General features: G+C 68.7%; 23 protein-coding genes. 13 read left to right on the forward strand and 10 right to left on the reverse strand.

Translation table 11 applies throughout. The features are described 5' to 3' along the window. The first annotated feature begins 181 nt into the window (after window positions 1-181). From mptB to IU448_RS05790, 4 genes are all read left to right on the forward strand, one after another. The gene (gene mptB, locus IU448_RS05775) at window positions 182-1,840 is read left to right on the forward strand and encodes a polyprenol phosphomannose-dependent alpha 1,6 mannosyltransferase MptB (protein ID WP_195055056.1); all 1,659 of its coding nucleotides are present in this window, start codon (window positions 182-184) and stop codon (window positions 1,838-1,840) included. A 26-nt stretch (window positions 1,841-1,866) separates the two neighbouring features. Further along, the gene (locus IU448_RS05780) at window positions 1,867-2,769 is read left to right on the forward strand and encodes an ABC transporter ATP-binding protein (protein WP_416382969.1); all 903 of its coding nucleotides are present in this window, start codon (window positions 1,867-1,869) and stop codon (window positions 2,767-2,769) included. A 117-nt stretch (window positions 2,770-2,886) separates the two neighbouring features. After that, window positions 2,887-3,681: an ABC transporter permease gene (locus IU448_RS05785; RefSeq protein WP_195054402.1), complete on the forward strand. Its 795-nt coding sequence runs from the start codon at window positions 2,887-2,889 to the stop codon at window positions 3,679-3,681. A gap of 75 nt (window positions 3,682-3,756) precedes the next feature. Continuing rightward, complete coding sequence (locus tag IU448_RS05790; RefSeq protein WP_195054403.1) at window positions 3,757-4,731, forward strand: COX15/CtaA family protein; 975 nt, start codon at window positions 3,757-3,759, stop codon at window positions 4,729-4,731. A gap of 338 nt (window positions 4,732-5,069) precedes the next feature. On the opposite strand, the gene IU448_RS05795 is transcribed toward IU448_RS05790, so the two are convergent. Together IU448_RS05795 and IU448_RS05800 are read right to left on the reverse strand one after the other, a co-directional pair. Beyond that, window positions 5,070-6,299 carry a PucR family transcriptional regulator gene (locus IU448_RS05795; RefSeq protein WP_195054404.1) on the reverse strand — a complete coding sequence of 410 codons (1,230 nt, stop codon included), beginning with the start codon at window positions 6,297-6,299 and terminating at the stop codon, window positions 5,070-5,072. A gap of 151 nt (window positions 6,300-6,450) precedes the next feature. Further along, entirely contained in the window at window positions 6,451-6,801 is a 351-nt protein-coding gene (locus IU448_RS05800) for a hypothetical protein (RefSeq protein ID WP_195054405.1), read from the reverse strand. Window positions 6,802-6,896: 95 nt separating this feature from the next. Between IU448_RS05800 and IU448_RS05805 the strand changes: the two genes are divergently transcribed. Continuing rightward, window positions 6,897-7,862, forward strand: coding sequence for a quinone oxidoreductase family protein (locus IU448_RS05805; protein WP_195054406.1), 966 nt, complete (start codon window positions 6,897-6,899; stop codon window positions 7,860-7,862). A 441-nt stretch (window positions 7,863-8,303) separates the two neighbouring features. Here IU448_RS05805 and IU448_RS05810 read toward each other — a convergent pair whose 3' ends face one another. Continuing rightward, window positions 8,304-9,200 (reverse strand): heme o synthase, encoded by an 897-nt coding sequence (locus tag IU448_RS05810; protein WP_280456537.1) that lies wholly within the window; start codon window positions 9,198-9,200, stop codon window positions 8,304-8,306. A gap of 478 nt (window positions 9,201-9,678) precedes the next feature. Between IU448_RS05810 and tkt the strand changes: the two genes are divergently transcribed. The 6 genes from tkt to IU448_RS05840 all read left to right on the forward strand — a co-directional run bounded on the left by tkt (window position 9,679) and on the right by IU448_RS05840 (window position 18,800). Then, entirely contained in the window at window positions 9,679-11,820 is a 2,142-nt protein-coding gene (gene tkt / locus IU448_RS05815; protein ID WP_195054408.1) for a transketolase, read from the forward strand. Between the two features lie 5 nt (window positions 11,821-11,825). Beyond that, the gene (gene tal, locus IU448_RS05820; protein WP_195054409.1) at window positions 11,826-12,962 is read left to right on the forward strand and encodes a transaldolase; all 1,137 of its coding nucleotides are present in this window, start codon (window positions 11,826-11,828) and stop codon (window positions 12,960-12,962) included. A 5-nt stretch (window positions 12,963-12,967) separates the two neighbouring features. Beyond that, complete coding sequence (gene zwf, locus IU448_RS05825; protein WP_195054410.1) at window positions 12,968-14,542, forward strand: glucose-6-phosphate dehydrogenase; 1,575 nt, start codon at window positions 12,968-12,970, stop codon at window positions 14,540-14,542. Continuing rightward, complete coding sequence (gene opcA / locus IU448_RS05830) at window positions 14,539-15,453, forward strand: glucose-6-phosphate dehydrogenase assembly protein OpcA (protein ID WP_195054411.1); 915 nt, start codon at window positions 14,539-14,541, stop codon at window positions 15,451-15,453. The genes zwf and opcA overlap by 4 nt, the downstream gene beginning before the upstream one ends. Next, the gene (gene pgl, locus IU448_RS05835) at window positions 15,440-16,192 is read left to right on the forward strand and encodes a 6-phosphogluconolactonase (RefSeq protein ID WP_195054412.1); all 753 of its coding nucleotides are present in this window, start codon (window positions 15,440-15,442) and stop codon (window positions 16,190-16,192) included. The genes opcA and pgl overlap by 14 nt, the downstream gene beginning before the upstream one ends. 94 nt (window positions 16,193-16,286) lie before the next feature. Continuing rightward, window positions 16,287-18,800, forward strand: a complete 2,514-nt coding sequence (locus IU448_RS05840; RefSeq protein ID WP_416382959.1) for a thiamine pyrophosphate-dependent enzyme — start codon at window positions 16,287-16,289, stop codon at window positions 18,798-18,800. Window positions 18,801-18,991: 191 nt separating this feature from the next. Here IU448_RS05840 and IU448_RS05845 read toward each other — a convergent pair whose 3' ends face one another. The 4 genes from IU448_RS05845 to IU448_RS05860 all read right to left on the reverse strand — a co-directional run bounded on the left by IU448_RS05845 (window position 18,992) and on the right by IU448_RS05860 (window position 22,115). Next, a complete protein-coding gene (locus IU448_RS05845) occupies window positions 18,992-19,951 on the reverse strand; it encodes a phosphotransferase (protein WP_195054413.1) in 960 nt (319 codons plus the stop codon). Window positions 19,952-19,988: 37 nt separating this feature from the next. Beyond that, window positions 19,989-20,966, reverse strand: coding sequence for a dipeptidase (locus IU448_RS05850; protein WP_195054414.1), 978 nt, complete (start codon window positions 20,964-20,966; stop codon window positions 19,989-19,991). Between the two features lie 54 nt (window positions 20,967-21,020). After that, entirely contained in the window at window positions 21,021-21,362 is a 342-nt protein-coding gene (locus tag IU448_RS05855; protein WP_195054415.1) for a hypothetical protein, read from the reverse strand. Window positions 21,363-21,506: 144 nt separating this feature from the next. Next, a complete protein-coding gene (locus IU448_RS05860; RefSeq protein ID WP_228812034.1) occupies window positions 21,507-22,115 on the reverse strand; it encodes a TetR/AcrR family transcriptional regulator in 609 nt (202 codons plus the stop codon). A gap of 62 nt (window positions 22,116-22,177) precedes the next feature. Between IU448_RS05860 and IU448_RS05865 the strand changes: the two genes are divergently transcribed. Then, window positions 22,178-23,002: a class I SAM-dependent methyltransferase gene (locus tag IU448_RS05865; protein ID WP_195054417.1), complete on the forward strand. Its 825-nt coding sequence runs from the start codon at window positions 22,178-22,180 to the stop codon at window positions 23,000-23,002. 90 nt (window positions 23,003-23,092) lie between these two features. On the opposite strand, the gene IU448_RS05870 is transcribed toward IU448_RS05865, so the two are convergent. Beyond that, entirely contained in the window at window positions 23,093-23,761 is a 669-nt protein-coding gene (locus IU448_RS05870) for an HAD family hydrolase (protein WP_195054418.1), read from the reverse strand. Between the two features lie 80 nt (window positions 23,762-23,841). Then, window positions 23,842-24,765 carry an alpha/beta fold hydrolase gene (locus tag IU448_RS05875; RefSeq protein ID WP_195054419.1) on the reverse strand — a complete coding sequence of 308 codons (924 nt, stop codon included), beginning with the start codon at window positions 24,763-24,765 and terminating at the stop codon, window positions 23,842-23,844. A 96-nt stretch (window positions 24,766-24,861) separates the two neighbouring features. On the opposite strand from IU448_RS05875, the gene IU448_RS05880 reads away from it, so the two are divergent. Beyond that, entirely contained in the window at window positions 24,862-25,710 is an 849-nt protein-coding gene (locus IU448_RS05880; protein WP_195054420.1) for an SDR family NAD(P)-dependent oxidoreductase, read from the forward strand. A gap of 3 nt (window positions 25,711-25,713) precedes the next feature. Here IU448_RS05880 and secG read toward each other — a convergent pair whose 3' ends face one another. Continuing rightward, window positions 25,714-25,947, reverse strand: a complete 234-nt coding sequence (secG, locus tag IU448_RS05885) for a preprotein translocase subunit SecG (RefSeq protein ID WP_062995774.1) — start codon at window positions 25,945-25,947, stop codon at window positions 25,714-25,716. Window positions 25,948-25,953: the final 6 nt, after the last annotated feature.

Genomic DNA, 25,953 nt, shown 5'->3' on the forward strand with positions numbered 1-25,953 from the left:
CGAGGTGGGCTCCCAGGCAGCCGGCTGCCGCTCCGGCGGCCCGGACCCGCCGATTCGGCACACCGAGTGTCGCGGGCCGGGGTTCACCGGCGTCTCCGGCGAACTACTCTCGGTGGCCGTGGCAGGACAGGCAGGCGCCCCGGGCGCATCGGCACCGCTCCGGCAGCGCGCGCTGCATCTGATGCGGCATGCACTCGGACTGGACGTCAAAGCCTCGGATCACTCCATCGCCGTCCTGCACAGCGACGAATCCGAGGTTCCGGGGCTCGATCGCCGCGAGCTCCGGCAACTGGACCGGATCCGGCTCATGGGCGCCACGGGAACAGTGCTCATGGCGATCAGCGCGCTCGGTATCGGGGCGCAGCCGGTGCACCAGAACCCCACATCCGGGATGCGGGTGCTGGGTATCTTCGCGCGGGCGCACACGGGATCGCTGGCGATGTGCATGGTCGGTACGGTCACCGTCGTCCTGGCCTGGCTGCTGCTCGGCCGCTTCTCCATCGGCGGTCTCGGCGGCTCGCCGCTGCGCCGGATCACCCGCCGCCAACTGGACCGCACCCTGCTCGTCTGGATCATCCCGCTGTGTGCCGCACCACCGATGTTCAGCAACGACGTGTATTCGTATCTGGCGCAGAGCGAGATCACTGCGCGCGGTATCGACCCCTATGTGGAGGGGCCGGTCGCGGGCCTGGGCATCGACAATGTCCTCACCAACAACGTTCCGAACATCTGGCGCGAGACTCCGGCACCGTACGGCCCGCTGTTCCTGTGGATAGGTCGCGGTATCGCGGAGATCACCGGCGACAACATCCTCGCCGGTGTCTGGGTGCACCGGCTGCTGGCGCTGGCCGGGGTCGCGCTGATCGTCTGGGCGCTACCGCGCCTGTCGGTGCGGTGCGGGGTGGCGCCGGTGAGCGCCCTCTGGCTGGGCGTGGCCAACCCGCTCGTGCTCTTCCATCTCATCGGCGGAGTGCACAACGACGCGCTCATGCTCGGTCTGATGCTGGCCGGGCTGGAACTCATGCTGCGGGCCGTCCACGGCCGGCCGGGCGACGGGGGCCCGCCACCGCTGGACGCCCGCGGCTGGGCTCTGCTGATCGGTGGTGCGGTCACCGTCAGTCTGTCCTCGTCGGTCAAGATCACGTCGATCATCGTGCTCGGTTTCGCGGGCATGGCCCTGGCGCGGCGCTGGGGCCCGGGGATTCGCCCGGTCGTCAAAGCCGCGGCGCTGCTCGGTGTCGTCGCCGGGCTCACCACCCTCGTGATCAGCACGGCGAGTGGTCTGGGCTTCGGCTGGCTCGATACGGTCAGCGTGGCCAACGCGGTGCGCAGCTGGATGTCGCTGCCGACGGCGCTGGGAATCGTCACCGGGTTCGGCGGCGTACTGCTCGGTCTGGGCGATCACACCACCGCTCTGCTGAGCATCACCCGGCCCATCGCGGGGGTGGTGGCAGGCTTCATCACCGTGCGTATGCTCATCGCGACCTGGACCGGCCGCATCCATCCGGTGGGCGCGCTGGGGGTATCGCTGGGGGCGATCGTGTTGCTGTTCCCGGTGGTCCAGCCGTGGTATCTGCTGTGGGCGATCGTGCCCATGGCGGCCTGGGCCACCCGGCCGGTATTCCGGGTCCCGGCCATCGGTATCTCCGCGGTGGTCAGCGTGATCCTCATGCCGCGCGGCGCCGACCTCGAGGTTTTCCAGATCGTCGGGTCCGCGGTCGCGACGGTGATCGTTTCCGTGCTGTTCATCGTGGTCACTCGCAACGCCTTGCCGTGGCGTGGCCAGCAGGGGGTGTCGGCCCCGTCACAGCCGGCCGGGGCATACGGTGTGACCTCGTGAGCGCTCCTCGTGTACCCGCCGTCCAGGTGGACCACGTCGCCAAACACTACGGCGATACCGTCGCGGTGGACGGTATCGGTTTCACCGTCGAACCGGCGCAGGTATTCGCCCTGCTCGGGCCGAATGGAGCCGGTAAGACCACCACAGTGGAGATGTGCGAGGGTTTCGTGCGCCCGGATGCGGGCACGGTCCGCGTCCTGGGCCTCGACCCCCGCGCCGACTCCGAACGGCTCCGTCCGCGGATCGGGGTGATGTTGCAGGGCGGCGGCGCGTACCCGGGAGCCCGCGCCGGCGAGATGCTGGACCTGGTCGCCTCGTATTCGGCGAATCCGCTGGATCCCGATTGGCTGCTGGGTGTGCTGGGCCTGTCCGACAGTCGGCGGACTCCCTACCGGCGGCTCTCCGGCGGTCAGCAGCAGCGGCTCTCGCTCGCCTGCGCGCTCGTGGGCCGGCCCGAGATCGTCTTCCTGGACGAGCCGACCGCGGGAATGGACGCCCAGGCCCGGATCATGGTGTGGGAGCTGATCGACGCGCTGCGCCGGGACGGGGTGAGCGTACTGCTCACCACCCATCTGATGGACGAGGCCGAGGAACTGGCCGACCATCTGGTGATCATCGACCACGGGCGGATCGTCGCCTCCGGCACCCCCGCGGAGGTCACCGCGCACGGCGCGGCCGGCCAGTTGCGTTTCGCCGCACCGCCGCGCCTGGACCTGGAACTGCTGCAGCGCGCGCTGCCGGAGGGTTTCGCGCCCACCGAAACGAGTCCCGGTTCCTATCTCGTGGAAGGCGAGATCAATCCGCAGGTGCTGGCGACGGTGACGGCCTGGTGCGCCCGGGTGAACGTCCTCGCCACCGATATCCGCATCGACCAGCGCCGGCTCGAAGACGTCTTCCTGGAACTCACCGGACGGGACTTGCGCGCATGATGCAGTACTTCCGCGGCGGCCTGCGGGGACCGTATGCGTCGGCTTCGAAGGCGGCCCGGTGATGCGATACCTCCGCCACGGCCTCCGCGAACCGCATGTACCACCGTCGAAGGAGGCATGGTGACCAAGCCGGATCTCACCGCCAACCGGTTCGAACCGGGGACCTTCGCGCCCGCGCCCCGCCCGGCGCCGCGGGCCGCCATGTTGTTCGCGCAGACCCGCCTCGATCTCGTACTGCTCCTGCGCAACGGCGAACAACTACTGCTCACCATGTTCATCCCGATCACGCTGCTGGTGGGGCTCGCGCTGCTGCCGTTCGGCGATATGGGCCCCGACAAGATCGACAAGATCGTGCCCGCCGTGATGATGGTGGCCGTCATGTCGACCGCTTTCACCGGCCAGGCGATCGCCATCGGATTCGACCGGCGCTACGGGGCACTCAAACGACTGGGCGCTACTCCCCTGCCACGCTGGGGCATAGTCGCCGGTAAGAGCGGCGCGGTCCTGCTGGTGGTGATTCTGCAGGCGGTACTGCTCGGACTGATCGGCGTCGCCCTCGGCTGGCGGCCCGGCCCCGCCGGGCTGGCACTCGGCGCGGTATTGATCGCATTGGGAACCGCCGCCTTCGCGGCTATGGGCCTGCTGCTCGGCGGCACACTCAAAGCCGAGATTGTGCTCGCGCTCGCCAATATCCTGTGGTTCGTCATGCTCGGTATCGCCAGCGTCGTCTTCGCCTCCGAAGAACTGCCCGAGATCGTGCACACCCTGGTCCGGCTCGTGCCCTCGGGAGCGCTGGCAGTGGCCCTGGAACATGCGCTCAACGGCAGTGTCGACTGGTTCGGCGTGCTCGTGCTGCTCGTCTGGGGTTCTGTCGCCGGGCTCCTGGCCGCGCGCTGGTTCCGCTTCGAGTAAGCCGCCGCCCGCGAGCACGACGCCTTGTAGTAGACCGGCTGCGACCACCACGGCACCGCCCGCTACCATCGTGACGTGCTCTATCGCGCATTCCTGCGAGTCGTGGACCGGCTGCCCCTGCCCTCCCGGCGCGTCCAGCTGCTGATCGCCCTGTCGGTAATCGTCACCCAGGCCGGGATCGCGGTGACCGGCGCGATCGTGCGGGTCACCGCCTCCGGGCTCGGCTGCCCCACCTGGCCGCAATGCTTCCCCGGCAGTTTCACCCCGGTCGGAGTTTCCGAAGTGCCGGTGCTGCATCAGGCGGTGGAATTCGGCAACCGGCTGCTCACCTTCGTCGTAACACTGTGTGCCGCGCTCATCGTGCTCGCGGTCACCCGGGCCCGGCGGCGCCGGGAGGTCCTTATCTACGCCTGGCTGATGCCCGCCGGCACGGTGCTGCAGGCAATCATCGGCGGTATCACCGTGCTGTCCGGACTGCTGTGGTGGACCGTCGCCCTGCATCTGCTCGCATCGATGCTCATGGTGTGGGTGGCCGCAGTCATGTACGCCAAGGTCGCCGCCCCCGACGACGGGGTCGATACGATCCGCGCGCCCGCGCCGCTACGGTGGCTCACCGCGCTCAGTGGTGTCGCGCTGGCCGGAGTACTCGTCGCGGGAACCCTGGTCACCGGCGCGGGACCCCATGCCGGCGACAAGAGCATCGACCGCCCGGTCGCCCGGCTCGAAATAGAGATCACGACGCTGGTGCATCTGCACTCGCAACTGCTCATCGGCTACCTGGCGCTGCTGATCGGCCTGGGTTTCGGCCTGTACGCCACCGGTATCACCACACCGGTCCGCAATCGCTTCTTCGTGCTCATCGGGTTGGTTCTCGCGCAATCGCTGGTGGGGGTGGTGCAGTACTTCACCGATGTACCCGCGGCGCTGGTGGCGATCCATGTGGGCGGCGCGGCGCTGTGCACCGCCGCCACCGCGGCCCTGTGGGCATCGCTGCACACCCGTGAACGCCTGCCTGTCGGCATACCCGAACCCGATACTCAGCCCGCCTGAACCATCGACGATCGGGGTCAGGTCAGGGACGGGCTGCACAGGTGAAGCGAGCGGTGCCCTGCCGAACCGAGCGCATTCGCCGGCACGACAACACCTCGTCGGCGGCGGGCCGCTCGTCCCCGGTACCGCTGGAGGTCCGGCAGCCGATGCACGGTCCGATACGGCAGGACGCCCCGGTCGGTCCGCGAACCTCTGAGCCGCGGCGCCGGAACACTGTCCCGGGCCGGTATCTTCTCGCGCGCACGACTCGATACTGCGTACCCGGTCGCTTTCGGTACGCCGGCCGGTTCCGGTGCGCCTGCTGTATCCGCCGTCGGCCGAGGGTTGGCGCCCCGTCCTCAGCTGCTGGGATGCTTCTGATAGCTGCGGGCGACCAGGGCCGAGGTCAGATACCACAGGCCGTTGGGTATCGCCGGATCGTAACCGGTGAGCAACCTGACCCGTTTGAGCCGGTAGTCGAGGGTATTGGTGTGCATATGCATGAGCCGGGCGGTGCGCTGCCTGTTGAAGTTGTTGGCGATGTGCTGGCGCAGCGTTTCCAGCAGTTCAGGATGTTCGTCGAGCGGATCCAGAATGGCGCTGAGATGCTCCCGGGCGGGCCCGGGCCGGGTGATCTGGAACTCCAGGGCCAGGTCCGAGAACCGGTGCAGCCCCCCGCCGTCGGTGATGCGCGAGACGATATCCAGCAGTTCGTGGGCGCGGTCGGTGGCGCCGGGGATATCGGCGGTCTCCGCGGTGACGACGGTGGCGGTGACCGGGACCTGCGCGGCCTGCGACAGCCGGGCGATCAGTTCGTCGAGTGAGCCGTCGGGAAACGCGTGCGCCGGCAGCAGTACCGTGCCGCCGTCGATACTGAGCAGGGAAAGTGCGCGCTCACCGCAGCTGCGGGCCAGTTCGGCCTGCACCCGGCGCAATTTCCGGCGCGCGACGATACGGCCGTCCACCCGTGGCGCGGATTCGTCCGGATGCGGCGGCAGCCCCAGGGCAAGGACCTGGTACGACTCCGCGATCTCGATCGCGCATTCCCGTGCCATGGTCGCGGTACCGTGTCCGCCGAGCAGCGCGGAGGTCAGCGTGTGCACGGCGGTGTGATGTTCGGAGACCACGCCGCGGTATTCGCTCACATAGGCCAGCGCGACCTCGGAGGTGATGGTGTCGAGGATTTCCAGCATCCGGCGGGCGGTAGCGACCAGGGTCGCCGAATCCGCGGGGCCGGCGGTGGACATGATGTGGTCGAACCCGAGTTTGAAGCCTTCGTGGATGGCGTGGTTGATGGTGTCGATCGGAATACCCTCGCGCGCCCATTCGGCGGCGGCCTCGCGAACCTGTTCGATCTCGTGCGGGAGTTCGCGGCCGTCGAGGCGGCCGAGGGTGAGTTCGAGGCACAGCCGGGTCACCGCGGTGACATCGCCCTGTAGCGCGTCACCGGGGAGGGTGCCGCAGGGTGCCACATTCTCGACGAAATGCCCGACCATCTGACGCGAGAGGGTCGATACATCGCGGAGATGATTCGAAATCGGACGGCCGGACACCGTAAGTCGGGAACGGGTCGGACTACTGACCGTCATATCGGCTCCTTCTACCCCGGGCTGACGCTCGAAGCCCTAACGGTAGCGCGAAGCTGTTACTCGCCAGTAGGTTTTCGCCGGGAATCTGTCCGAGCTACCTGAAGCCGGGACCGGCGGCCTGTGAACGCGCACAGGACCGCCGCCACACGGGTCAATTCTCGTTACGCGCCTTGGGAAAACGGGTCTGCCCGGCAACCCAGCCCGCCATCTTCGCCCAATGCCCGGTACGCGGGGTGGTCTTGGCCACGAGATCGCGTTCCCAGCCGTCGGCGGCGGTCAGGCCGTCCACGGCATCGATCACGGCCTGCGCGGTGGCCGGATCGGCGACCATCCGGTCCCCCAGGACACCGTCGGCGCCGACCAGCGTGATCCGCACGCCCCGGCGCCCTACCGGCTGCGACACGGCCTCGGCCGAACCGCCGTGCGCGGCGACGAACTTACGCACCGATCCGACGATCTCCTTCGGGGCGCGAACGGTGGCGGTTGCGGTATCTGCACTCATGTACCGGAGTTTACCGGCGGGTAGTACAGCCCACCCGTCGCCGTTCCCGCCGGACCCGTGTACCGCAGCCCCGGGGGCCGGTGTAGAACTGGACCATGCGCGCCATCCAGGTAGACCGGCACGGCGGTCCGGAGGTACTGACCCTCACCGAAGTTGCCGACCCGTCGCCCGGGCCCAATCAGCTACTGGTCGAGGTCGACGCCGTCGGTGTGAACTACATCGACACCTATTTCCGCACCGGCACCTATCCGAGACCGGTGCCCTATATCCCGGGCTCCGAAGGTACCGGCGTCGTCACCGAAACAGGTGCGCAGGTCAGCGCGTTCGCCGTCGGCGACCGGGTGGCCTGGGCCGCCGGACCGAACAGCTACGCACCGCGCGCAGTGGTGGACGAGGCGGTCGCGGTGGCGGTGCCCGAGGGCGTGGACCCGCCGGTCGCCGCCTCGGCGCTGCTGCAGGGCATGACCGCGCACTATCTGATCGAATCGGTCTACCGGCCGGAACCGGGCGAGACCGTACTGGTTCATGCGGGCGCCGGCGGGGTCGGACTGCTGCTCACCCAACTGGCGGCGGCCCGTGATATCCGGGTGATCACCACGGTGTCCTCGGACGAGAAGGAAACGCTGTCCCGTGGCGCCGGCGCCTGGGAAGTCCTGCGCTACAGCGACGATCTCGCCGACCGGGTCCGCGAACTGACCGGCGGCGCCGGGGTGGCCGCGGTCTACGACGGCGTGGGTGCGGCGACATTCGACGCCAGTCTCGCCGCGTTGCGGGTCCGCGGCATGCTCGCCCTGTTCGGGGCGGCCAGCGGTCCGGTACCACCGGTCGATCTGCAGCGGTTGAACGCGGCCGGTTCGGTCTTCGTGACCCGCCCCAATATCGCCCATTACACGCGTGATCGCGCCGAACTGGATTGGCGCGCGGCCGATATCTTCGAAGCCGTCGCCGATGGTTCGCTCACCGTCCGGATCGGCGCGACCTATCCGCTCGCCGAGGCCGCGCAGGCCCACCGCGACCTGGAGAGTCGCAAGACCACGGGATCGATCGTCCTACTCCCCTGATTCCCCCGTTTCCGGCCGAGCGCGGTCTTAGTAGTCGCGCCCGGTCGGCCCGCGGTAGGCGAATCGCGTCAGCCTCCACCGCGTCGTCGTCCGCCGGTTCCACCGACCTTCCTCGACCGCGGCGAACAGACGCCTGGGCGAGCAAGAAGATCGTCGCGAGGCCGGCGTCCGGGGTGCTGGGTTGTGTTTCGGGTCCGTCGGCGAGCCCCCGCCGTGGCGGGTACCCGCGTGTTCACCGCGGTCCACCCCGGCGCACCGGCCTCGGCGGACGTCTTCAGATGTCGACGGCCACACCCACGCGGCCTACGACGCCGACGGGACGCGAATTCCCGGTGCGGCCCGACGGCTGTCTCGCCACCGTGATCACGGCCGCCACGCAACCCGGCGGGCGATCGGTTCCGTAGCGGCGCACCACCCGCGGTGACCGGTCGCTCGTCTCGGTCAGCCGAAGAAGACCTCACCGAGGGTCGTCCAGCCGAGGACCGAATCGACGGCCAGACCGCAGAACACCACCGCGAGGTAGTTGTTGGACTGCAGGAACAGGCGCAGTGGCTTCACCGATTCGCCGCGGCGCACACCCGAGTAGAGCTGGTGTGCCATGAGCAGGAACCAGGCTCCGGCCACCAGCGCCACCGCCGCGTAGATCACACCGGTCGCCGGAATCAACGCCAGGGTGGTGAGCACCGTGAGCCAGGTGTAGACGACGATCTGCTTGGTCACGGCCTGCTCGGTGGCCACCACGGGCAGCATCGGCACACCGGCGGCCCGGTAGTCCTCCTTGTAACGCATGGCCAGGGCCCAGGTATGCGGCGGCGTCCAGAAGAAGATCACGGCGAACAGGGCAAGTGCGGGCCAGCCGATGTTCCCGGTCACCGCGGACCAGCCGACGAGCGCGGGCATACAACCGGCGGCACCGCCCCAGACGACGTTCTGCGCGGTGCGGCGTTTCAGCCCGAGGGTGTAGACGAAAACGTAGAAGAGGATGGTTGCGACCACCAGGACACCGCTGAGCAGGTTCGCCTGCCACCACAGCCAGGCGAAGGAGCCGATCCCCAGGACGACGCCGAACACGAAGGCGTGCGAGGTGGGCACGGCGTCGCGAGCCAGCGGCCGTTTGGCGGTCCGTTTCATCACCTTGTCGATATCGGCGTCCGCCACACAGTTCAGCGTGTTCGCGCTCGCCGCACCCATCCAGCCACCGAAAAGGGTGGCCAGGATGAGCCGGATATCCACGTGGCCGCGGTCGGCCAGCAGCATGGTGGGGATGGTGGCGACCAGCAGCAGTTCGATCACGCGCGGCTTGGTGAGCGCGAGATACGCCAGGGGACGACGGGCGATCCGGGCGAGTCTCTCGCTACCGAGAACGCGGTCCGCTGGTGCCGGCGCGGAATCGTGGGCGCCGCCGACGCCCGGGTCATGACCGATCCGCACTGTCTCTCCTCGCACACTGTCGAACGGGCGCAGCCGGGTACCGCCTCGCTCGCAGCCACACCGGCCTGGAGCGGAGCCGGAGGCCGCTGCACATCGCATCCGGTTCGCGGGTCAGCAGCACGCGGCTGCGACGCGGCTACTACTACACACGATGGTAGACCCAAGACCGTGGCGCCCTGCCGCGCGCCCCTGCGACCCCGGCCACAGTGCCGGGTTACGCCCGGCGGAACCGGCGGGTCCGTCTTGGCCGGGGGTCGTGCGCAGGGGCGGCCGGACGCATCTAGGGTATGAGGTGTATGCGGCGCCGCCGTCACCGCGCCGTACCGGTTCGCCGCCCCTGCCCGCCCCTTTTCGACGCCTCGAAAATGTCAGGAGAAACACGGTCGTGTCAGTGACAGACGACATCCGCGCCCTCACCCAGCCGAACCTGCCGGACGACTGGACCGATCTGGACACCAAGGCCGTCGATACGGTCCGCGTCCTGGCCGCCGACGCCGTGCAGACCGCGGGCAACGGCCACCCGGGCACCGCGATGAGCCTGGCCCCGCTGGCGTACACACTGTTCCAGCGCACCATGCGGCACGACCCCGCCGACCCGGAATGGGTCGGGCGCGACCGCTTCGTGCTGTCCTGCGGCCATTCCAGCCTCACCCTCTACATCCAGCTGTACCTGGCGGGTTTCGGGCTGGAACTCGACGATCTGAAGAATCTGCGCAAATGGGGTTCACTGACGCCGGGACACCCGGAGTACCGGCACACCAAGGGCGTCGAGATCACCACCGGTCCGTTGGGCCAGGGCTTGGCGTCGGCGGTGGGTATGGCGATGGCGGCCCGCCGTGAGCGCGGCCTGTTCGATCCGGAGGCCGCGACCGGCGCCAGCCCGTTCGACCATCACATCTATGTGATCGCCTCCGACGGCGATATGGAGGAGGGCGTCACCTCCGAAGCCTCCTCGATCGCGGGCACCCAGCAGCTGGGCAACCTGGTCGTGATCTACGACGACAACAAGATCTCCATCGAGGACGACACCACCATCGCCTTCACCGAAGACGTGGCGGCCCGTTACGCTGCGTACGGCTGGCACGTCGAGGTGGTCGAGGGCGGCGAGGACGTCGTCGCGATCGAGGCGGCGCTGGCCGCGGCGAAGGCCGAGACCGCCAAGCCGTCGCTGATCCTGCTGCGCACCATCATCGGCTATCCCGCGCCGAACAAGATGAACACCGGCGCTTCCCACGGTGCGGCGCTGGGCGCCGACGAAGTGGCCGCCACCAAACGCGCCCTGGGCTTCGATCCCGAGCAGACTTTCCAGGTCGACGCCGACGTCATCGCGCACACCCGCAAGGCCGCCGAACGCGGCGCGCGGGCGCATGCCGAGTGGACCGTCGAATTCGATGCCTGGGCCCAGCGCGTACCGCAGGGCAAGACGCTGTTCGATCGGCTGTTCAACGGTCAACTGCCGGAGGGCTGGACCGACAACCTGCCGACCTGGGAACCGGACGCCAAGGGCCTGGCCACCCGTAAGGCATCGGCCAAGGTGCTGGCGGCCGTCGGCCCGGTACTGCCGGAGCTGTGGGGCGGTTCGGCCGACCTCGCCGAATCCAACAACACCACTATCCCGGAATCGCTGAGCTTCGGCCCGGAATCCATCTCCACCGGAATGTGGAAAGCGAGCCCGTACGGCCGCACCCTGCATTTCGGTGTCCGCGAACACGCGATGGGGTCGATCCTCAACGGTATCGCCCTGCACGGGCCCACCCGCCCCTACGGCGGCACCTTCCTCGTGTTCAGCGATTACATGCGCCCGGCGGTGCGGCTGGCCGCGCTCATGCGGGTGCCGGTGACCTACGTCTGGACCCACGATTCCATCGGCCTCGGCGAGGACGGCCCCACCCACCAGCCGATCGAGCACCTGGCCGCGCTGCGCGCCATTCCCGGCCTGTCGGTGGTGCGTCCCGGTGACGCCAACGAAACCGCCTACGCCTGGCGCGCGGTGATCGAGAAGCACAGCGGTAAGCACAATTCGCCGTTCGTCTCCAGCGACGCCGTGGGCACCGGCGGCCCGGCCGCGCTGGCCTTGACCCGCCAGGACCTGCCGGTACTCGAGGGCACCAGCCTCGACGGCGTGTCGAAGGGCGGTTACATCCTCGCGGAGGCATCCACCGGTGTTCCGCAGGTGATTCTGATCGGCACGGGCTCCGAGCTCCAGCTCGCCGTCGCCGCGCGCACTACCCTGGAGGAGCAGGGCATCGGCACCCGGGTGGTCTCGATGCCGTGCGTGGAATGGTTCGACGCGCAGGACAAGGCCTATCGCGACGAGGTGCTGCCCCCGGCAGTGGCCGCCCGGGTCGTGGTCGAAGCCGGTATCGCCATGCCGTGGCACCGGTTCACCGGCGATGCGGGCGAGATCGTGTCGATCGAGCATTTCGGCGCCTCGGCCGATTACAAGACCTTGTTCCGCGAGTTCGGCTTCACGCCGGAGGCTGTCGTGGCCGCTGCGCAGCGCACGCTCGACAATGTGAAGGGATAAGGGTTATGGCACAGAACGAGAACGTCGCCGCCCTGGCCGCGGCCGGGGTATCGGTGTGGCTGGACGATCTGTCACGCGATCGGATCAACTCCGGCAACCTCGCCGAACTGATCGCCACCCGCGGGGTCGTCGGGGTCACCACCAACCCGACCATCTTCCAGGGTGCCCTCAGCAAGGGACACGCCTACGACGAGCAGGTCCGGTCGCTGGCCGCCCGGGGTGCCGATACCGAGGCCGCCATCCGCACCATCACCACCGACGATGTCCGCGCGGCCTGCGATGTGCTGGCACCGGTGTTCGAGCAGACCGGTGGTGTGGACGGCCGGGTTTCCATCGAGGTCGATCCGCGGATGGCCTTCGACGCCGACAAGACGGTGGCCCAGGCCGTCGAACTGTGGAAGATCGTCGACCGGCCGAACCTGTTCATCAAGATCCCGGCCACCGAGGCCGGCCTGCCCGCCATCACCGCGGTCATCGAGGAGGGCATCAGCGTCAACGTGACTCTGATCTTCTCGGTGCAGCGGTATCGCGCGGTCATGGGTGCTTACCTGGACGGGCTGCGGAAGGCCCGGGTCGCCGGGCACGATCTGGCCAAGATCCATTCGGTGGCGTCGTTCTTCGTCTCCCGGGTGGACACGGAGATCGACAAGCGGCTGGAGGCGATCGGCACGCCCGAGGCCCTCGCGCTGCGCGGTAAGGCCGGGGTGGCCAATGCCCGGCTCGCCTACGCCGAGTACCTGGATGTGTTCGGCGCCGGCGGCGACCACGCCTCGACCTACAACCATCTGGCCTCCGCCGGCGCGAACCGGCAGCGGCCGCTGTGGGCGTCGACCGGGGTGAAGAACCCGGATTACCCGGATACGCTCTACGTCACCGAGCTGGTGGCCGCGAATACGGTGAACACGCTGCCGGAGAAGACGCTCGAGGCCGTCGCCGATCACGGACAGGTTCGCGGGGACACCGTCTCCGGGACCGCCGACGAGGCAGCCGGGGTCTTCGAGCAGCTCCGCGAAGTGGGTATCGATCTCGACGATGTTTTCGCCGTCCTCGAACGCGAAGGCGTGGACAAGTTCGAGAAGTCCTGGGCGGAACTGCTGGAGGCCACCGCGGCCGAACTGCGGGCAGCAGCAGGAGGTAACTGACCCCGATGGCCGGCGCTCCGGAGAGCACAGGGACGGCATCCGGCACCCCGTGGCGTAATCCGCTGCGTGACAGCCGGGACAAACGGATACCGCGGATCGCGGGCCCGTGCAGCATGGTGATCTTCGGGGTCACCGGAGATCTCTCCCGGCGCAAGCTGATGCCGGCCATCTACGATCTGGCGAACCGGGGGCTGCTGCCCCCGGGTTTCGCGCTGGTCGGTTTCGCGCGCCGGGAGATGTCGGACCGGGATTTCGGCGATATCGTCCATGAGGCCGTGCGCGCGCATTCGCGGACACCTTTCCGCCAAGAGGTCTGGGATCATCTGGCCGAGGGGTTCCGCTTCGTCCAGGGCACCTTCGAGGACGACGACGCGTTCGCGACCCTCGCCGATACCCTGGCCGGGCTCGATGCCGAACGGGGCACCGGGGGTAATCACGCCTTCTATCTGTCCATCCCGCCCGATATGTTCCCGGTCGTGCTCGATCAGCTGCACCGGCATCGGCTCACCAGCCGGCACGCCGAACAGGGGCCCGCGCCGTGGCGGCGGGTGGTGATCGAGAAACCGTTCGGGCACGATCTGGACAGCGCCCGCGAACTCAACGCATTGGTGAACCGGGTGTTCCCGGAGGAGACCGTCTTCCGGATCGACCACTATCTCGGTAAGGAGACGGTGCAGAACATTCTGGCGTTGCGTTTCGCGAACCAGTTGTTCGATCCGATCTGGAACGCCAACTACGTCGATCACGTGCAGATCACCATGGCCGAGGATATCGGTCTCGGCGGCCGCGCCGGGTACTACGACGGGATCGGCGCCGCCCGGGATGTGATCCAGAACCATCTGCTGCAACTGCTCGCGCTCACCGCCATGGAGGAGCCGATCAGCTTCCAGCCCCGGCAGCTGCAGATGGAGAAGATCAAGGTCTTGTCCGCGACCAAACTGGTGGAACCCCTCGACGAGACCACCGCCCGCGGTCAGTACGCGGCCGGCTGGCAGGGCGGCCAGGAAGTAGTGGGGTTGCTGGACGAGGAAGGTTTCGATCCGCAGTCCCGCACCGAAACCTATGCCGCACTGACCCTCGAGGTCGACACCCGGCGCTGGGCCGGGGTTCCGTTCTACCTGCGGACCGGTAAACGCCTGGGCCGCCGGGTCACCGAGATCGCGGTGGTGTTCAAACGCGCGCCGCATCTACCGTTCGACCAGACCATGACCGAGGAACTCGGCGAGAACGCCCTCGTCATCCGGGTGCAGCCGGACGAGGGCATCACCATGCGGTTCGGTTCGAAAGTGCCCGGCTCGTCCATGGAAGTGCGCGATGTGAACATGGATTTCAGCTACGGCGAATCGTTCACCGAATCCTCTCCGGAAGCCTACGAACGGCTCATCCTCGACGTCCTGCTCGGCGAACCGTCCCTTTTCCCGGTCAATGCGGAGGTCGAATTGTCCTGGCGCATCCTCGATCCCGTGCTCGCCCACTGGGCGGCCGACGGAAAACCCGAACAGTACGAGGCCGGGACCTGGGGCCCGGAATCCGCCGACGAGATGCTGGCCCGCACGGGCCGGGAATGGCGGCGGCCGTGATCATCGATATTCCCGACACCACCACCGGTGCCGTCACCAAACGGATCGTGCAACTGCGTGAGAGCAACGGTGTGATCACCATGGGCCGGGTGCTGACCCTGGTCGTGTGCACCCTGGACAGTTCCGAGGCCGAGGGCGCCATCGACGCCGCGAACGATGCCAGCCGCGAACACCCCTGCCGGGTGGTGGTGCTCGCGCGCGGGGACCGCTCGGCCGCCACCAGGCTGGACGCGCAGATCCGGGTCGGCGGCGATGCCGGCGCCGCCGAGGTGATCGTGCTGCGCCTACAGGGACAGCTGGTGAATCACGAGAGCAGCGTGGTGATCCCGTTCCTGCTTCCCGACACCCCCGTGGTGGCCTGGTGGCCGCGGGGCGCCCCCGAGTTCCCGTCGAAGGATTCGGTGGGCCGGCTGGCCGCGCGGCGTATCACCGACGCCACCTTCGCCCCCGATCCCCAGGCCACCATCAAGAAACGCCACGCCTCCTACGCCCCCGGCGATTCCGATCTCGCGTGGAGCCGGATCACCTACTGGCGGGCCTTGCTGGTCGCCGCGATGGACGAGGCCCCGCACGAACCGGTGGAATCGGTGACGGTCTCCGGGCTGCGTGAGGAGCCCGCGCTGGATATGCTCGCCGGCTGGCTCGCCGGCCGGCTCGAATGCCCGGTCTACCGGAAAACCGGGGAGCTGGTAGTCGAACTGCACCGGCCCACGGTGTCGATAGCCATCGCCCGCCCGCAGACCGGGGTCACCGCGACGCTCACCCGCACCGGTGAACCCGAGCAGCGGATCGCGCTGGCGCGCCGGGAGACCCGCGACTGCCTGGCGGAGGAACTGCGCCGGCTCGACGCCGACGAAATCTATGCCGAAGCCCTCGCCGGAATCGAAAGGGTGACCTATGACCACCAGTAGTGACGCGTCCGCCCCGGCCGTTGATGTGCACCCCGACAGCGATGCCCTGACCACGGCCGCCGCTCGGCACTTCGTCGAGGTCTTGGTGGCGGCGCAGGCCGAACGCGGTTCGGCGTCGGTGGTGCTGACCGGCGGCGGTACCGGTATCGCCCTGCTGGAGAAGGTTCGCGCGGAGCCGGGTGCGCTGGATTGGTCGAAACTCGATATCTTCTGGGGCGACGAGCGTTTCGTCCCGGCTGGCGACCCCGAACGCAATGAACTGCAGGCGCACCGCGCACTGCTCGACCACGTGCCCGTGGACCCCGCCCGCGTCCACACCGTGGCCACGTCCGACGGCGAGTATCCCGACCCGGTCGAAGCGGCCGCCGAATACGCCACCGCGGTCCGGGCCCATCTGGCCGCAACCGGTGGTTTCGACCTGCACCTGCTCGGCATGGGCCCGGACGGGCATATCAATTCGCTGTTCCCCGGGCATACCGCGACGATCCGCGAAGAGCGGGAACCGGCGGTCGCGGTCACCGACTCCCCCAAACCGCCGCCGGTCCGGGTCACCCTGACCTATCCGGCGATCCGGCGCTCTCGCCATGTGGCACTGGTGGTCTCGGGAGCCAACAAGGCCCAGCCGGTCGCGGACGCGCTGAACGGCGCCGACCCGATCGAGGTCCCCGCCGCGGGCGCCCACGGCACCGAATCCACCACGTGGTTCCTGGACCAGGACGCGGCCGCCGCACTTCGCTGAACCTGCCATCGGCCTGCCGTCTCGTCGCGACTTGCCGGGAAGGTACGGCCTCGGGTTCCGATACACGCCTTAGGCTCGCAACGGTGAGGGTCCGGTGAATATCGACGAGGCCGAACAGCGGTTCCGCGCGGAGATCGGCGGCCTGCACGCCGCACCACCGACGCCGCCCGATCGTGAACTCGCGCCCGGGTTGACCGGTGCCCGCTGTCTCGACCTGTTCACCGCGCAGGTGCTGAGCCGGCAGGCCGATATGGCCGCCCGGCGGCTCGGGGCGAGCGGGCAAGGGTTCTACAGCATCGGATCCGCGGGGCACGAAGGCAATGTGGCCCTGGCCGCCGCGACCCGCACCACCGACCCGCTACTGCCGCATTACCGTTCCGGTGCGCTGTTCGTCGAGCGGGTCCGCCGGGCGGGCGGCGTCGACCCGGTCCGGGACCTGCTGTTCGGCGTGGTCGCCGCCGCCACCGATCCCATCTCCGGCGGCCGGCACAAGGTGTTCGGCAGCGCGGCGGCCCGGATCATCCCGCAGACCTCGACCATCGCCTCCCAGCTACCGCGCGCGGTGGGGCTCGCGTTCGCGATCGATCGCGCCGCCCGACTCGGCCTCAGCGGTCCGTGGCCGGCGGATGCGGTGGTGCTGTGCGGTTTCGGCGATGCGTCGGCCAACCATTCGACGGCCGCCGGCGCGATCAACACCGCGGTGCATACGGCGTATCTCGGAGTGCCTGTTCCGGTGCTGTTCGTCTGCGAGGACAACGGGCTCGGGATCAGTGTTGCGACGCCGCCGGGATGGATCGAGCAGGCCTACGGTCACCGGCCGGGGCTGCGCTATTCCGATGCGGACGGTTGCGATCTCCTCGATGCGGTCACTACGGCATCCGCCGCCGTGGCGTGGGTGCGAGCACACCGGCGACCGGCATTCCTGCGGTTGCGTACGGTGCGATTGTTCGGGCATGCCGGGTCCGATGTGGAGTCTGCCTATCGCGACAGCGCCGCGATCGCCGCCGATCTGGCCCGCGACCCGGTCACCGCCACCGGACGCCTGCTGGTCACCGCGGGAATCTGCAGTCCGCGGGAGGTCCTCGACCGCTACGACCGGCTGGCCGGGCAGGTGGCCGCCACGGCCGGCGAGGTGTGCCGGGAACCCAAGCTGGACTCGGCCGATCAGGTGATCATGCCGTTGGCGCCGGCTCGCCCGGAATCGGTGCTCGACGATGTCCTGCGTTCCGGTCCGCCGGGCCCGGCCGCGCCGCACGCCACCGGCCGTCGCTACGCCGCATCCGCGACCGCCGGTGGCGACGCATCCACCGCGGCCGGTAGCGAGCCGGTCGACGGCGGCACCGGGGCAGTCAGCGGCGGCGCCGGGCAAGGCGACGCGATACCCGGCGGCTACGGCCGCGGTCCCGATGCCCTGCGAATCCACCGCGACCAGCCGGCCCCGGCAGGGCGCGACTCCGGCTCCGGGCAAGGCAGGGGTCCGGCAGCCGGGCCGGACGGGCACGCGGGCGGCGCTCACCACGAGCCTCCGGGACCGGCCGCGGACGACCCCACCCCCGGCAACTCGGTGCCACCGCCCGCGGATCCGGTGACGCTGGCGCAGGCGCTCAACCAAACCCTCGCCGAACTGCTCGCCCGCGATCGCGATGTCCTCGTTTTCGGCGAGGACGTCGGTCGCAAGGGCGGCGTCTACGGGGTCACCAAGGGACTGCGCCGGCGATTCGGCGCGCGCCGCGTATTCGATACCCTGCTCGACGAGCAGAGCATTCTCGGAACCGCGCTCGGCGCCGGTCTGGCGGGGTTCGTCCCGATTCCGGAGATCCAGTACCTGGCCTACGTCCACAACGCCCTGGACCAGCTGCGAGGCGAGGCGGCCACTCTGTCGTTCTTCTCCGCGGGCCGCTACCGCAATCCGATGGTGGTGCGGATCGCCGGCTACGGCTATCAGCGGGGTTTCGGCGGGCATTTCCACAACGACAATTCCGTGGCGGCGCTGCGCGATATTCCCGGTCTGGTCGTGGCGTCCCCGTCCCGGCCCGATGACGCGGCGGCCGTGCTGCGCACCTGTGTTTCGGCCGCGCGCGTGGACGGACGGGTCTGTGTGCTGCTCGAACCCATCGCGCTCTATCACACCCGGGACCTGTACGAACCGGGCGACGAGCAGTGGGTGACCGCCCGCACCGAAACCCATGTCCCGATCGGGCGGGCCCGCGTGTACGGCACCGGTACCCATCTGACGATCGTCGCCTTCGCCAACTCCGTCCCCATGAGTCTGCGGGTGGCCCGGCGGCTGGAACGACGCGGGATCACCACCCGCGTCCTCGATCTCCGCTGGCTGTCCCCGCTACCGCTCGACGATCTGCTCCGCCACGCCACGACCACCGGCCGGGTGCTGATCGCCGACGAAACCCGCCGCAGCGGCGGGGTCGCCGAATCGGTGTGCGCCGCCCTGGCGGACGCCCGTTTCACCGGATCCCTGGCGAGGGTGAACAGTGCGGACAGTTTCGTCCCGCTCGGTCCGGCAGCGGCTTCGGTATTGCTGAGCGAAGCCGATATCGAGGCGGCCGCCTACCGGCTGGTCTCCGGCGCCGGGCACCACCGACCACGATGACCCCGCCGGGCTCGGCACCACCGCTGCCACTCAGCTATCGATAGGAAACGTCGCGCGCCGGCAAGGCGCGGTTCAGCAGCGTTCCCGGGCGGTCCTCGCGGCTATCGTCGACGCCGAACCAGTACGGTCCGACGATGACCGCCGAGGTCGATACACATATCGGTGCTGTGGCGAGTACAGCGATTTCCCCGTCATACGGGAGGTCGCCCGGATACCGCACCGGTGAACGGGTGCTCCCGCCATTGTGCGAGGGCGGGAATCAGGTGCTCGTGCAGGGCCGGTAATTGCGGTACGAGCGCCAGACAGGCGATAACTCGCAACATGCCCACGGCGTTCACGAAGCGCAGGACTTCGTCGTCGAGCGGGCGGATACCGTTGCGCCGCGCGCCGCGATCGTAGGCGGCCTCCAGTTCGGGCCCCAGTCCCGCCAGGTCCCATTCGACGGGCCCCAGGGTGACGAGTTCGAAGTCGGCGAACAGGTTCCCGCCGACACCGGGGAAGATGTTGGCCGGCGGGGAATCGCCGTGTACAGGCTGCAGTTCGATTCCCGGGAAGGCGGATTCGAAAGCTTGCCGCGAGCGGACGAGCGGTGCGAGAACGCGCCACTCGCGGCGGGCCCGGTCCAGATCGGCGGCATCGAGCAAATCCGGGTGTTCGCCGAGCACCGCGAGGCTTTCGGTGACGAAATCCGGTTCGGCCGCCGACAGGAACGACAGCGGCCCCGGGTACGCTCGCAGCGCGGCGTGCAGATCGGCGACGAGATCGCAGTTCGCCGCATAATCGGGTGGTGTGTCCCGGTCTTCTTCCACGTACTGCCAGAACGTCATCGAGAATCCGGCACGCCGGACAGGTTCCCGCGGCCCGGCCGGACTCGGTGCGATCACCGGCACTCCGTGCCCCGCAAGCCAGGTCGCCACATCCAGTTCCGCCTGCTGTCGCCGCCCGAGCGATTCGAGCTGGGCCGGTGCCAGCACGGTGGGGATGCGCGCCACCACGGGTGCGGGCGCGAGATGCACCACCACCGAGAACATATCGTGCAGCACCGCGGCATCGGTCACCACGACCCCCAGATCGCGGGCGGCGCCGACCGCCGCATCGACCGCGGCGGACGTACGGCGGGCAAGTTCCTGCGGCGTCGCGTAACCGGTCATGCCCGAATCGTCGCACGCCCAGGCCGGGGCGCGGCGGCTACCCAGCGGTGCCGACCCGGTTCCGGTCTTGCCAGGTCGCGCGGGCGACTCTTTCGTAATTCCGGCCGAGCACGGCGTCGATATCGCTATCGGACCAACCCCGCGCGCGGAGGTGGTCACCCAGCGTGACGAATGTTTCCGGCGGCATCCAGCGGATCGGCCCCCAGCGTGTGTACGACTCGTCGAACAGCTCCGGGTTCGCGGTCACTTCGGCCAGGAAATCCGCGGCGTCGAACGAATGGTCGGTGCTCACTCCGACATGGTCGATCCCCACCAGTTCGACGGCGTATTCGAGATGCCGGGCCATGGCTTCGAGAGTAGGCGTGTTGGGGCCCAGGAAGATACCGACACCGGTGATCCCGACGACGCCTCTCGTTTCCGCGCAGGCCCGCGCTTGATCGTCGGTGATGTTGCGCGGGTGATCCCATACCGCGCGCATGCACGAATGGCTGTACACCACGGGCAGAGCGGAGACTTCGCAGATATCCAATCCGGTGCGTTCGCTGCAGTGCGACCCGTCGGGCACCATCCCGGCAGCATTCATTTCTGCCACCAGCGCACGACCCCATTCGGTCAACCCGGTGTCCTCGGTATCCAGGCAGCCACCGCCGGCCCGGTTCGCATGGTTGTAGGTAGGCAGCAGTGTGCGTACGCCCAGGTCGGCGAATGCACGCACATTGGTCAGGTCGCCGTCGAGCGGATTGGAGTCCTCGAGATCGAATGCCACGGCGATCCGTCCCGCGGCACCGGCCGTCTCGATATCGTCGACGGCGGCGATCACCTCCAGATCCGGACGACCGGCCATCGCGTTCCGGTAGTACTCGAGCAGCGCGACCGAATCCGCGAAGCTGTGCGGTGAATACCCGGCATTGACCGAGACGAAGGTGGGCCCGGGGCGCGCGAAGCGGGACAATACGCCGATATCCGTTCCGGCTTGCAAGGGCAGGCAGGCATGCTGATCCCAGAGCAGGTTCATGAGATCCGATCCTGCCTGTCCACGCCGAACGCCGGGGAAGCACCGTCCGGATCGTCAGGTCTGGAGGTGCAGACGCGCGACCAGAGTGCCGGGTGTGCAACGCAGCTGTCGTTCCAGTTCCTCGCTGGGGTGGCTGGGCAGGATACGGTTGCAGCCGGTGGGCGGGTCGAACAGCCGGGGATTTGCACCGGGCAGCCGGACATGGGCCGTGACCATATCGTCGCCGAGGGACAGCGCGGCCGAGAGGGCTTCGCGGCCGAGTTCGGAAACCTCCGAGATCGGGACGACGATCACCGGTTCCCCGGGCCGGGGCGGTGCGGGCACGGTGTTCGCGCCGGGGCATTTCCCGATCCGCCCGTAGGCGGCGCGCACCGGCCGCGTCACCACGACGAGCATCGGCAGCACGATCAGCCAAGCGCCCTCGGTGAATTTCGTCGCCGTGGTGATGACGGGGGCCGCGGCGGTGAGCAGGCAGTACCGCGCCGAACTGCCGGCGTTACGCCGGGAGGCGCTTACCGGGTAGTGGTTGCCTGCTTCGCCTCACAGCAGCCGACGCTGGACGACATCGGCCATTACCGTATCCACGACCCGGCCGACCGCCGCACGGTCCGGCTGTGCCGGTGCACCCGCGAACAGCAGATGCCCGGCGCCGATCAGCGACAGTGCCAGCGATTCGGTATCCGCGTCCGCCGCGATACGGCCCAGCGCGCACTCGTGGGCGAGGTAGCGGGCGATCACGGCGCCGGCCTCGGTGAGGACGGGCAGGCCGGGAGTGGTCCTGTCCTGGCGGAGCCGCGCGCGCAATTCGTCCCGCGCGACGACCAGCGCTACGACCGCGACCGCCACGGGGTCGAAAAGCTCGAGCAGAGCCTCGGTCAGATTCCCCGTGACGGTCCCCGTGCCGGCGGACGCGTACAGGGTCACCGCCTGGTCCGAGAGCCGGGCGAGCCGGTCGCCGACGAGTTCGGCGAGGAACGCATCGAAGTCGGTGAAATACCTGTGCAGGACGCCTTTGGCCACCCCGGCCTCGGCGGTGACGGCGCGGCTGGTCAGCGCGTTCATCCCATCCCGCAGCAGGATTCGTTCGGCCGCGTCGAACAACTGCCGACGCGCGTCTCGGATATGCACTCCGGTCGGCACCGAGTCCATCCTTCCGCCTGTTCCCAGCCCACCCGATTGCCTAGTGGGCACACGCCCACTAGGGTGGGCATATGCCCACTCTACCCTTGCGCTCATCGTGCCCCCAGCCCGAGCCGCACCGGCACCGCGACGTCGCCGAATCGTTCGGCGTCGACACACAGCGTTACGACCGGGCTCGACCGCGCTACCCCGACGCACTCATAACGCGGATAATCGCCACCAGCCCCGGCCGCGATGTTCTCGATATCGGGTGCGGTACCGGGATCGAGGCCCGGCAGTTCCAGGAAGCCGGCTGCACGGTACTGGGAATCGACCCGGACGACCGGATGGCCGAATTCGCCCGCGGCACCGGGGTCGATGCCGAAACTGGCACGTTCGAAGCCTGGGATCCGGCCGGCCGGACCTTCGACGCGGTCGTCGCCGGCCAAGCCTGGCACTGGGTCGACCCGGTCACCGGCCCCGCAAAGGCCGCGCAGGTCCTGCGGCCGGGCGGCCGGATAGCCGTATTCGGGCACGCCTTCGACGCCCCCACCGAGGTCACCCGGGCATTGGCGGCCGCCTACGCGCAGGTCGCGCCCGATTCCCCCTTCACCCGCACGGCCGCCCAGGAGAAATCCGCGCTGGAAACCTACCGGGAGATGTTCGCCGCAGCTGCCGACGGTATCCGCCGGGCGGGCGGATTCGACGAACCGGAACAGTGGCGTTTCGACTGGGAACAGTCCTATACCCGCGAGCAATGGCTGGACCATCTGCCCACCACCGGCCCGCTCACCCGGCTCGCACCGGATCAGCTGGCGGCCGTGCTCGACAGAGTCGGGGCCGCCATAGACGAGATCGGCGGCGGTTTCACCATGCCGTACACCACCTTCGCCGCCACCGCCACGCTGGCCGGCTGAGCCCGCGAGCCCGGTACCGCCGCACACCGCGGGAAGCACCGGCACCGGTCATCGGCTCGCCGCCGAGGATCTCGGCCGAGCAGCTGTGCATCAGCGGATCCCGTACTCGGCAAGCGCATCCACCAGCGCGGACGGCCGCTGGTGGGCCGGTACGGGTTCCACAAGGGTGACCGCACAGCCCAGTTCGGCGGCAGCACCGTCCGCCTCGTAGCTGTCACCGATCATCAGCACCTTTTCGGGAGCGATACCGATACGGCCACAGGCGATTTCGAAGAGCCGAAGGTCGGGTTTCACCACGCCTTCGGCATACGACAGGACGAATTCGTTCACCTGCTCGGCCACTCCCGCCCGTTCGAATACCGGCCGGATATCCCAGGCGATATTGCTGACCACAGCGAGCGGTATCCCGGCCGCCGCCACCGCAGTCAGGGCGGCCTCCGTATCCGGGAACGGTTGCCAGGCCCCGGCCGACACCAGTTGTTCGTACAGGTACTCCGGGTTGGCGACCCCGGATCCACGCAGCACCGCCAGGTACAGCTCACGATGCAGCGGCGGGTCCAGGTCCCGCCGCCCCCATTCGTCGTGTAACCGCTGCGGCAGGCTGCTCGGCCGCCCGGCCGGCGCCGTCATCCGCCGCACCACCTCGGCCTGGGCTTCGCCGTCGAGGGCTTCTCCGTTGTGCCCGATCAGCCCGTCCAGTTCCGGTTCGAATCGGAAAAGAGTACCGGAGAAGTCGAACAGCACACCGCGGACAGTCATAGCGGTCAGGTTACGGCGACGCCACCGCGCGCGGACAAGCGGTTTGCCGGTGGCCGCGGGCGCGTAGTCCCTGCCGAACCTCAGGACGCGAGATCGCCGAGACTGTCGAGCAGGAAGGTGTTCACCGCATCGGTGGCTTCCAGCTGGACCAGGTGACCGGCGCCGGGTACGCACCGGACCGCACGCAGGTCGGGGAGGGTCGCGCGCATGGTCGCCAGCGGGTCGCGACCGCTGAAACCCTCCATATCCGGATCGTTCTGCCCGTAGACGAAATACACCGGCGCGGCGGGGGCGGCCTGTGCGTAATCGGCTGTCAGCTCCCAATTCCGGTCGATCGCACGATACCAATTCAGTCCGCCGGTGAAACCCGTGCGCTCGAATTCCGCGGCCAGAATGTCGAATTCCGCTTCGGGAAGCCACGGCCACGGTAGTTGCGGGGCCTGCGGCAGCGCATCGATATAGCGCATACCGGGCGGGTTCTGCCAGACATCGAGATAGTGGTAATCGCCGCTGAGCGCATAGTAGACCCGGGACAGGAATTCGCGCGGCTGCTCGGCGAGATGGGCGTCGGCGACCCCGGGTTCCTGGAAATACTGCAGATGCAGGAAATGCCGTTGGGCCATTTTCGCCCAGTAGTACCCGGGCGGTTTCGGCGCACGCGGCGCGAACGGATTGTTCAGCACGATCAGGCCGCGCACCCGCTCCGGGGCGCGCATCCCGAGTTCCCACAGCAGGGCGGCACCGAAATCGACACCCGCGAACACCGCGCGCTCGGCCCCGATATCGTCGAGTAACGCGAGCAGATCACCGATCACGGCCTTGTTCGTGTATTCGTCGACGGCTTCGGGTGCCTGGGTGCGCCCCGCACCGCGCAGGTCGGGGGCGATGGCCCGGTATCCGGCCGCCGACAGGGCGGCGAGCTGCCGGTGCCAGATGTAGCCGGTGTGCGGGAACCCGTGGCAGAAGATCACCGGATCGCCCTGCCCCTGTTCGGTGATGTGCATCCGCACACCTCCGGTATCGATGAACCGGTGTATCGGCGCCACGGAACCTCCCGAATACTAGAACGCGTTACAGTTTCACGGTAACGTCCCGGGACTGTGAGCGGAACACCACACCCACTGAAAAACCGGATCGCGGTGGTCACCGGCGCGAGTCGCGGGATCGGCAAAGGTATCGCACTGGAACTGGGCGCGGCCGGCGCGACCGTCTACGTCACCGGCCGATCGCAGCAGCCCGGCAAACTCCCGGGCACGGTCGGCGAAACGGCCGCCCGGATCGACGAGCTGGGCGGTACCGGCGTACCCGTCCTCTGCGATCACGGCGACGACGAGGCGACCGCGGCCCTCTTCGAGCGCATCGGCGCCGAACACGACCGGCTCGACATCCTGGTCAACAATGTCTACAACTCCCCCGCCGCCGCCCGCTGGCTGGGCCGCAAATTCTGGGATGTACCGCCGAAAGCCTGGGACGAGACGTTCCGGATCGGGGTGCGTTCACACTACGTCGCGGCCGTATACGCGGCACCGCTGCTGCTGAAAGGGGACGGCCTCATCGTGAACGTGTCCTCCCCCGGCGCGCAGCGCGCCATGCACAACGCCGTCTACGGGATCGGTAAAACGGCGCTGGACCGGATGACCGCCGATTTCGCCCGGGACCTCGCCGATACCGAGGTCACCGCCGTTTCGATCTGGCCGGGCCTGGTCGCCACCGAACTACTGCAGCTGGTCCCCGCGGACGAGACGGGTAAACGCGTGGTGACTCTGCCCGGCGAGGGCAGCTTCGACCTGGACGAGGCCGAAACGCCGCGGTTCGCAGGCCGCGCAGTGGTCGCGCTGGCCGCCGACCCCGACCGTAAGAAACGATCGGGCAAAGCCTGGAAAGTCGCCGATCTGGCCGAGGACTACGGATTCACCGATATCGACGGACGGATACCCCGGACCGACTGACGATCAGGCGAATTTGATCTCCAGGCCGATCCCCAGAATCGCGATGAACCAGACCAGCCCGGTGAAGATGGTGATGCGGTTGAGGTTCTTCTCGGCGACGGTAGAACCGGACAGGCTCGACTGCATCCCACCACCGAACAGGCTGGACAGACCTCCGCCCTTGGCGCGGTGCAACAGCACCAGCAGCACCAGCAGCAGGCTGGTGACGATCAGGAGGATATCCAGGAACATCCGCATGCCGGA

Origin of the sequence: Nocardia flavorosea (assembly GCF_015477805.1) — a bacterium.
Lineage (GTDB): Bacteria > Actinomycetota > Actinomycetes > Mycobacteriales > Mycobacteriaceae > Nocardia > Nocardia flavorosea_A.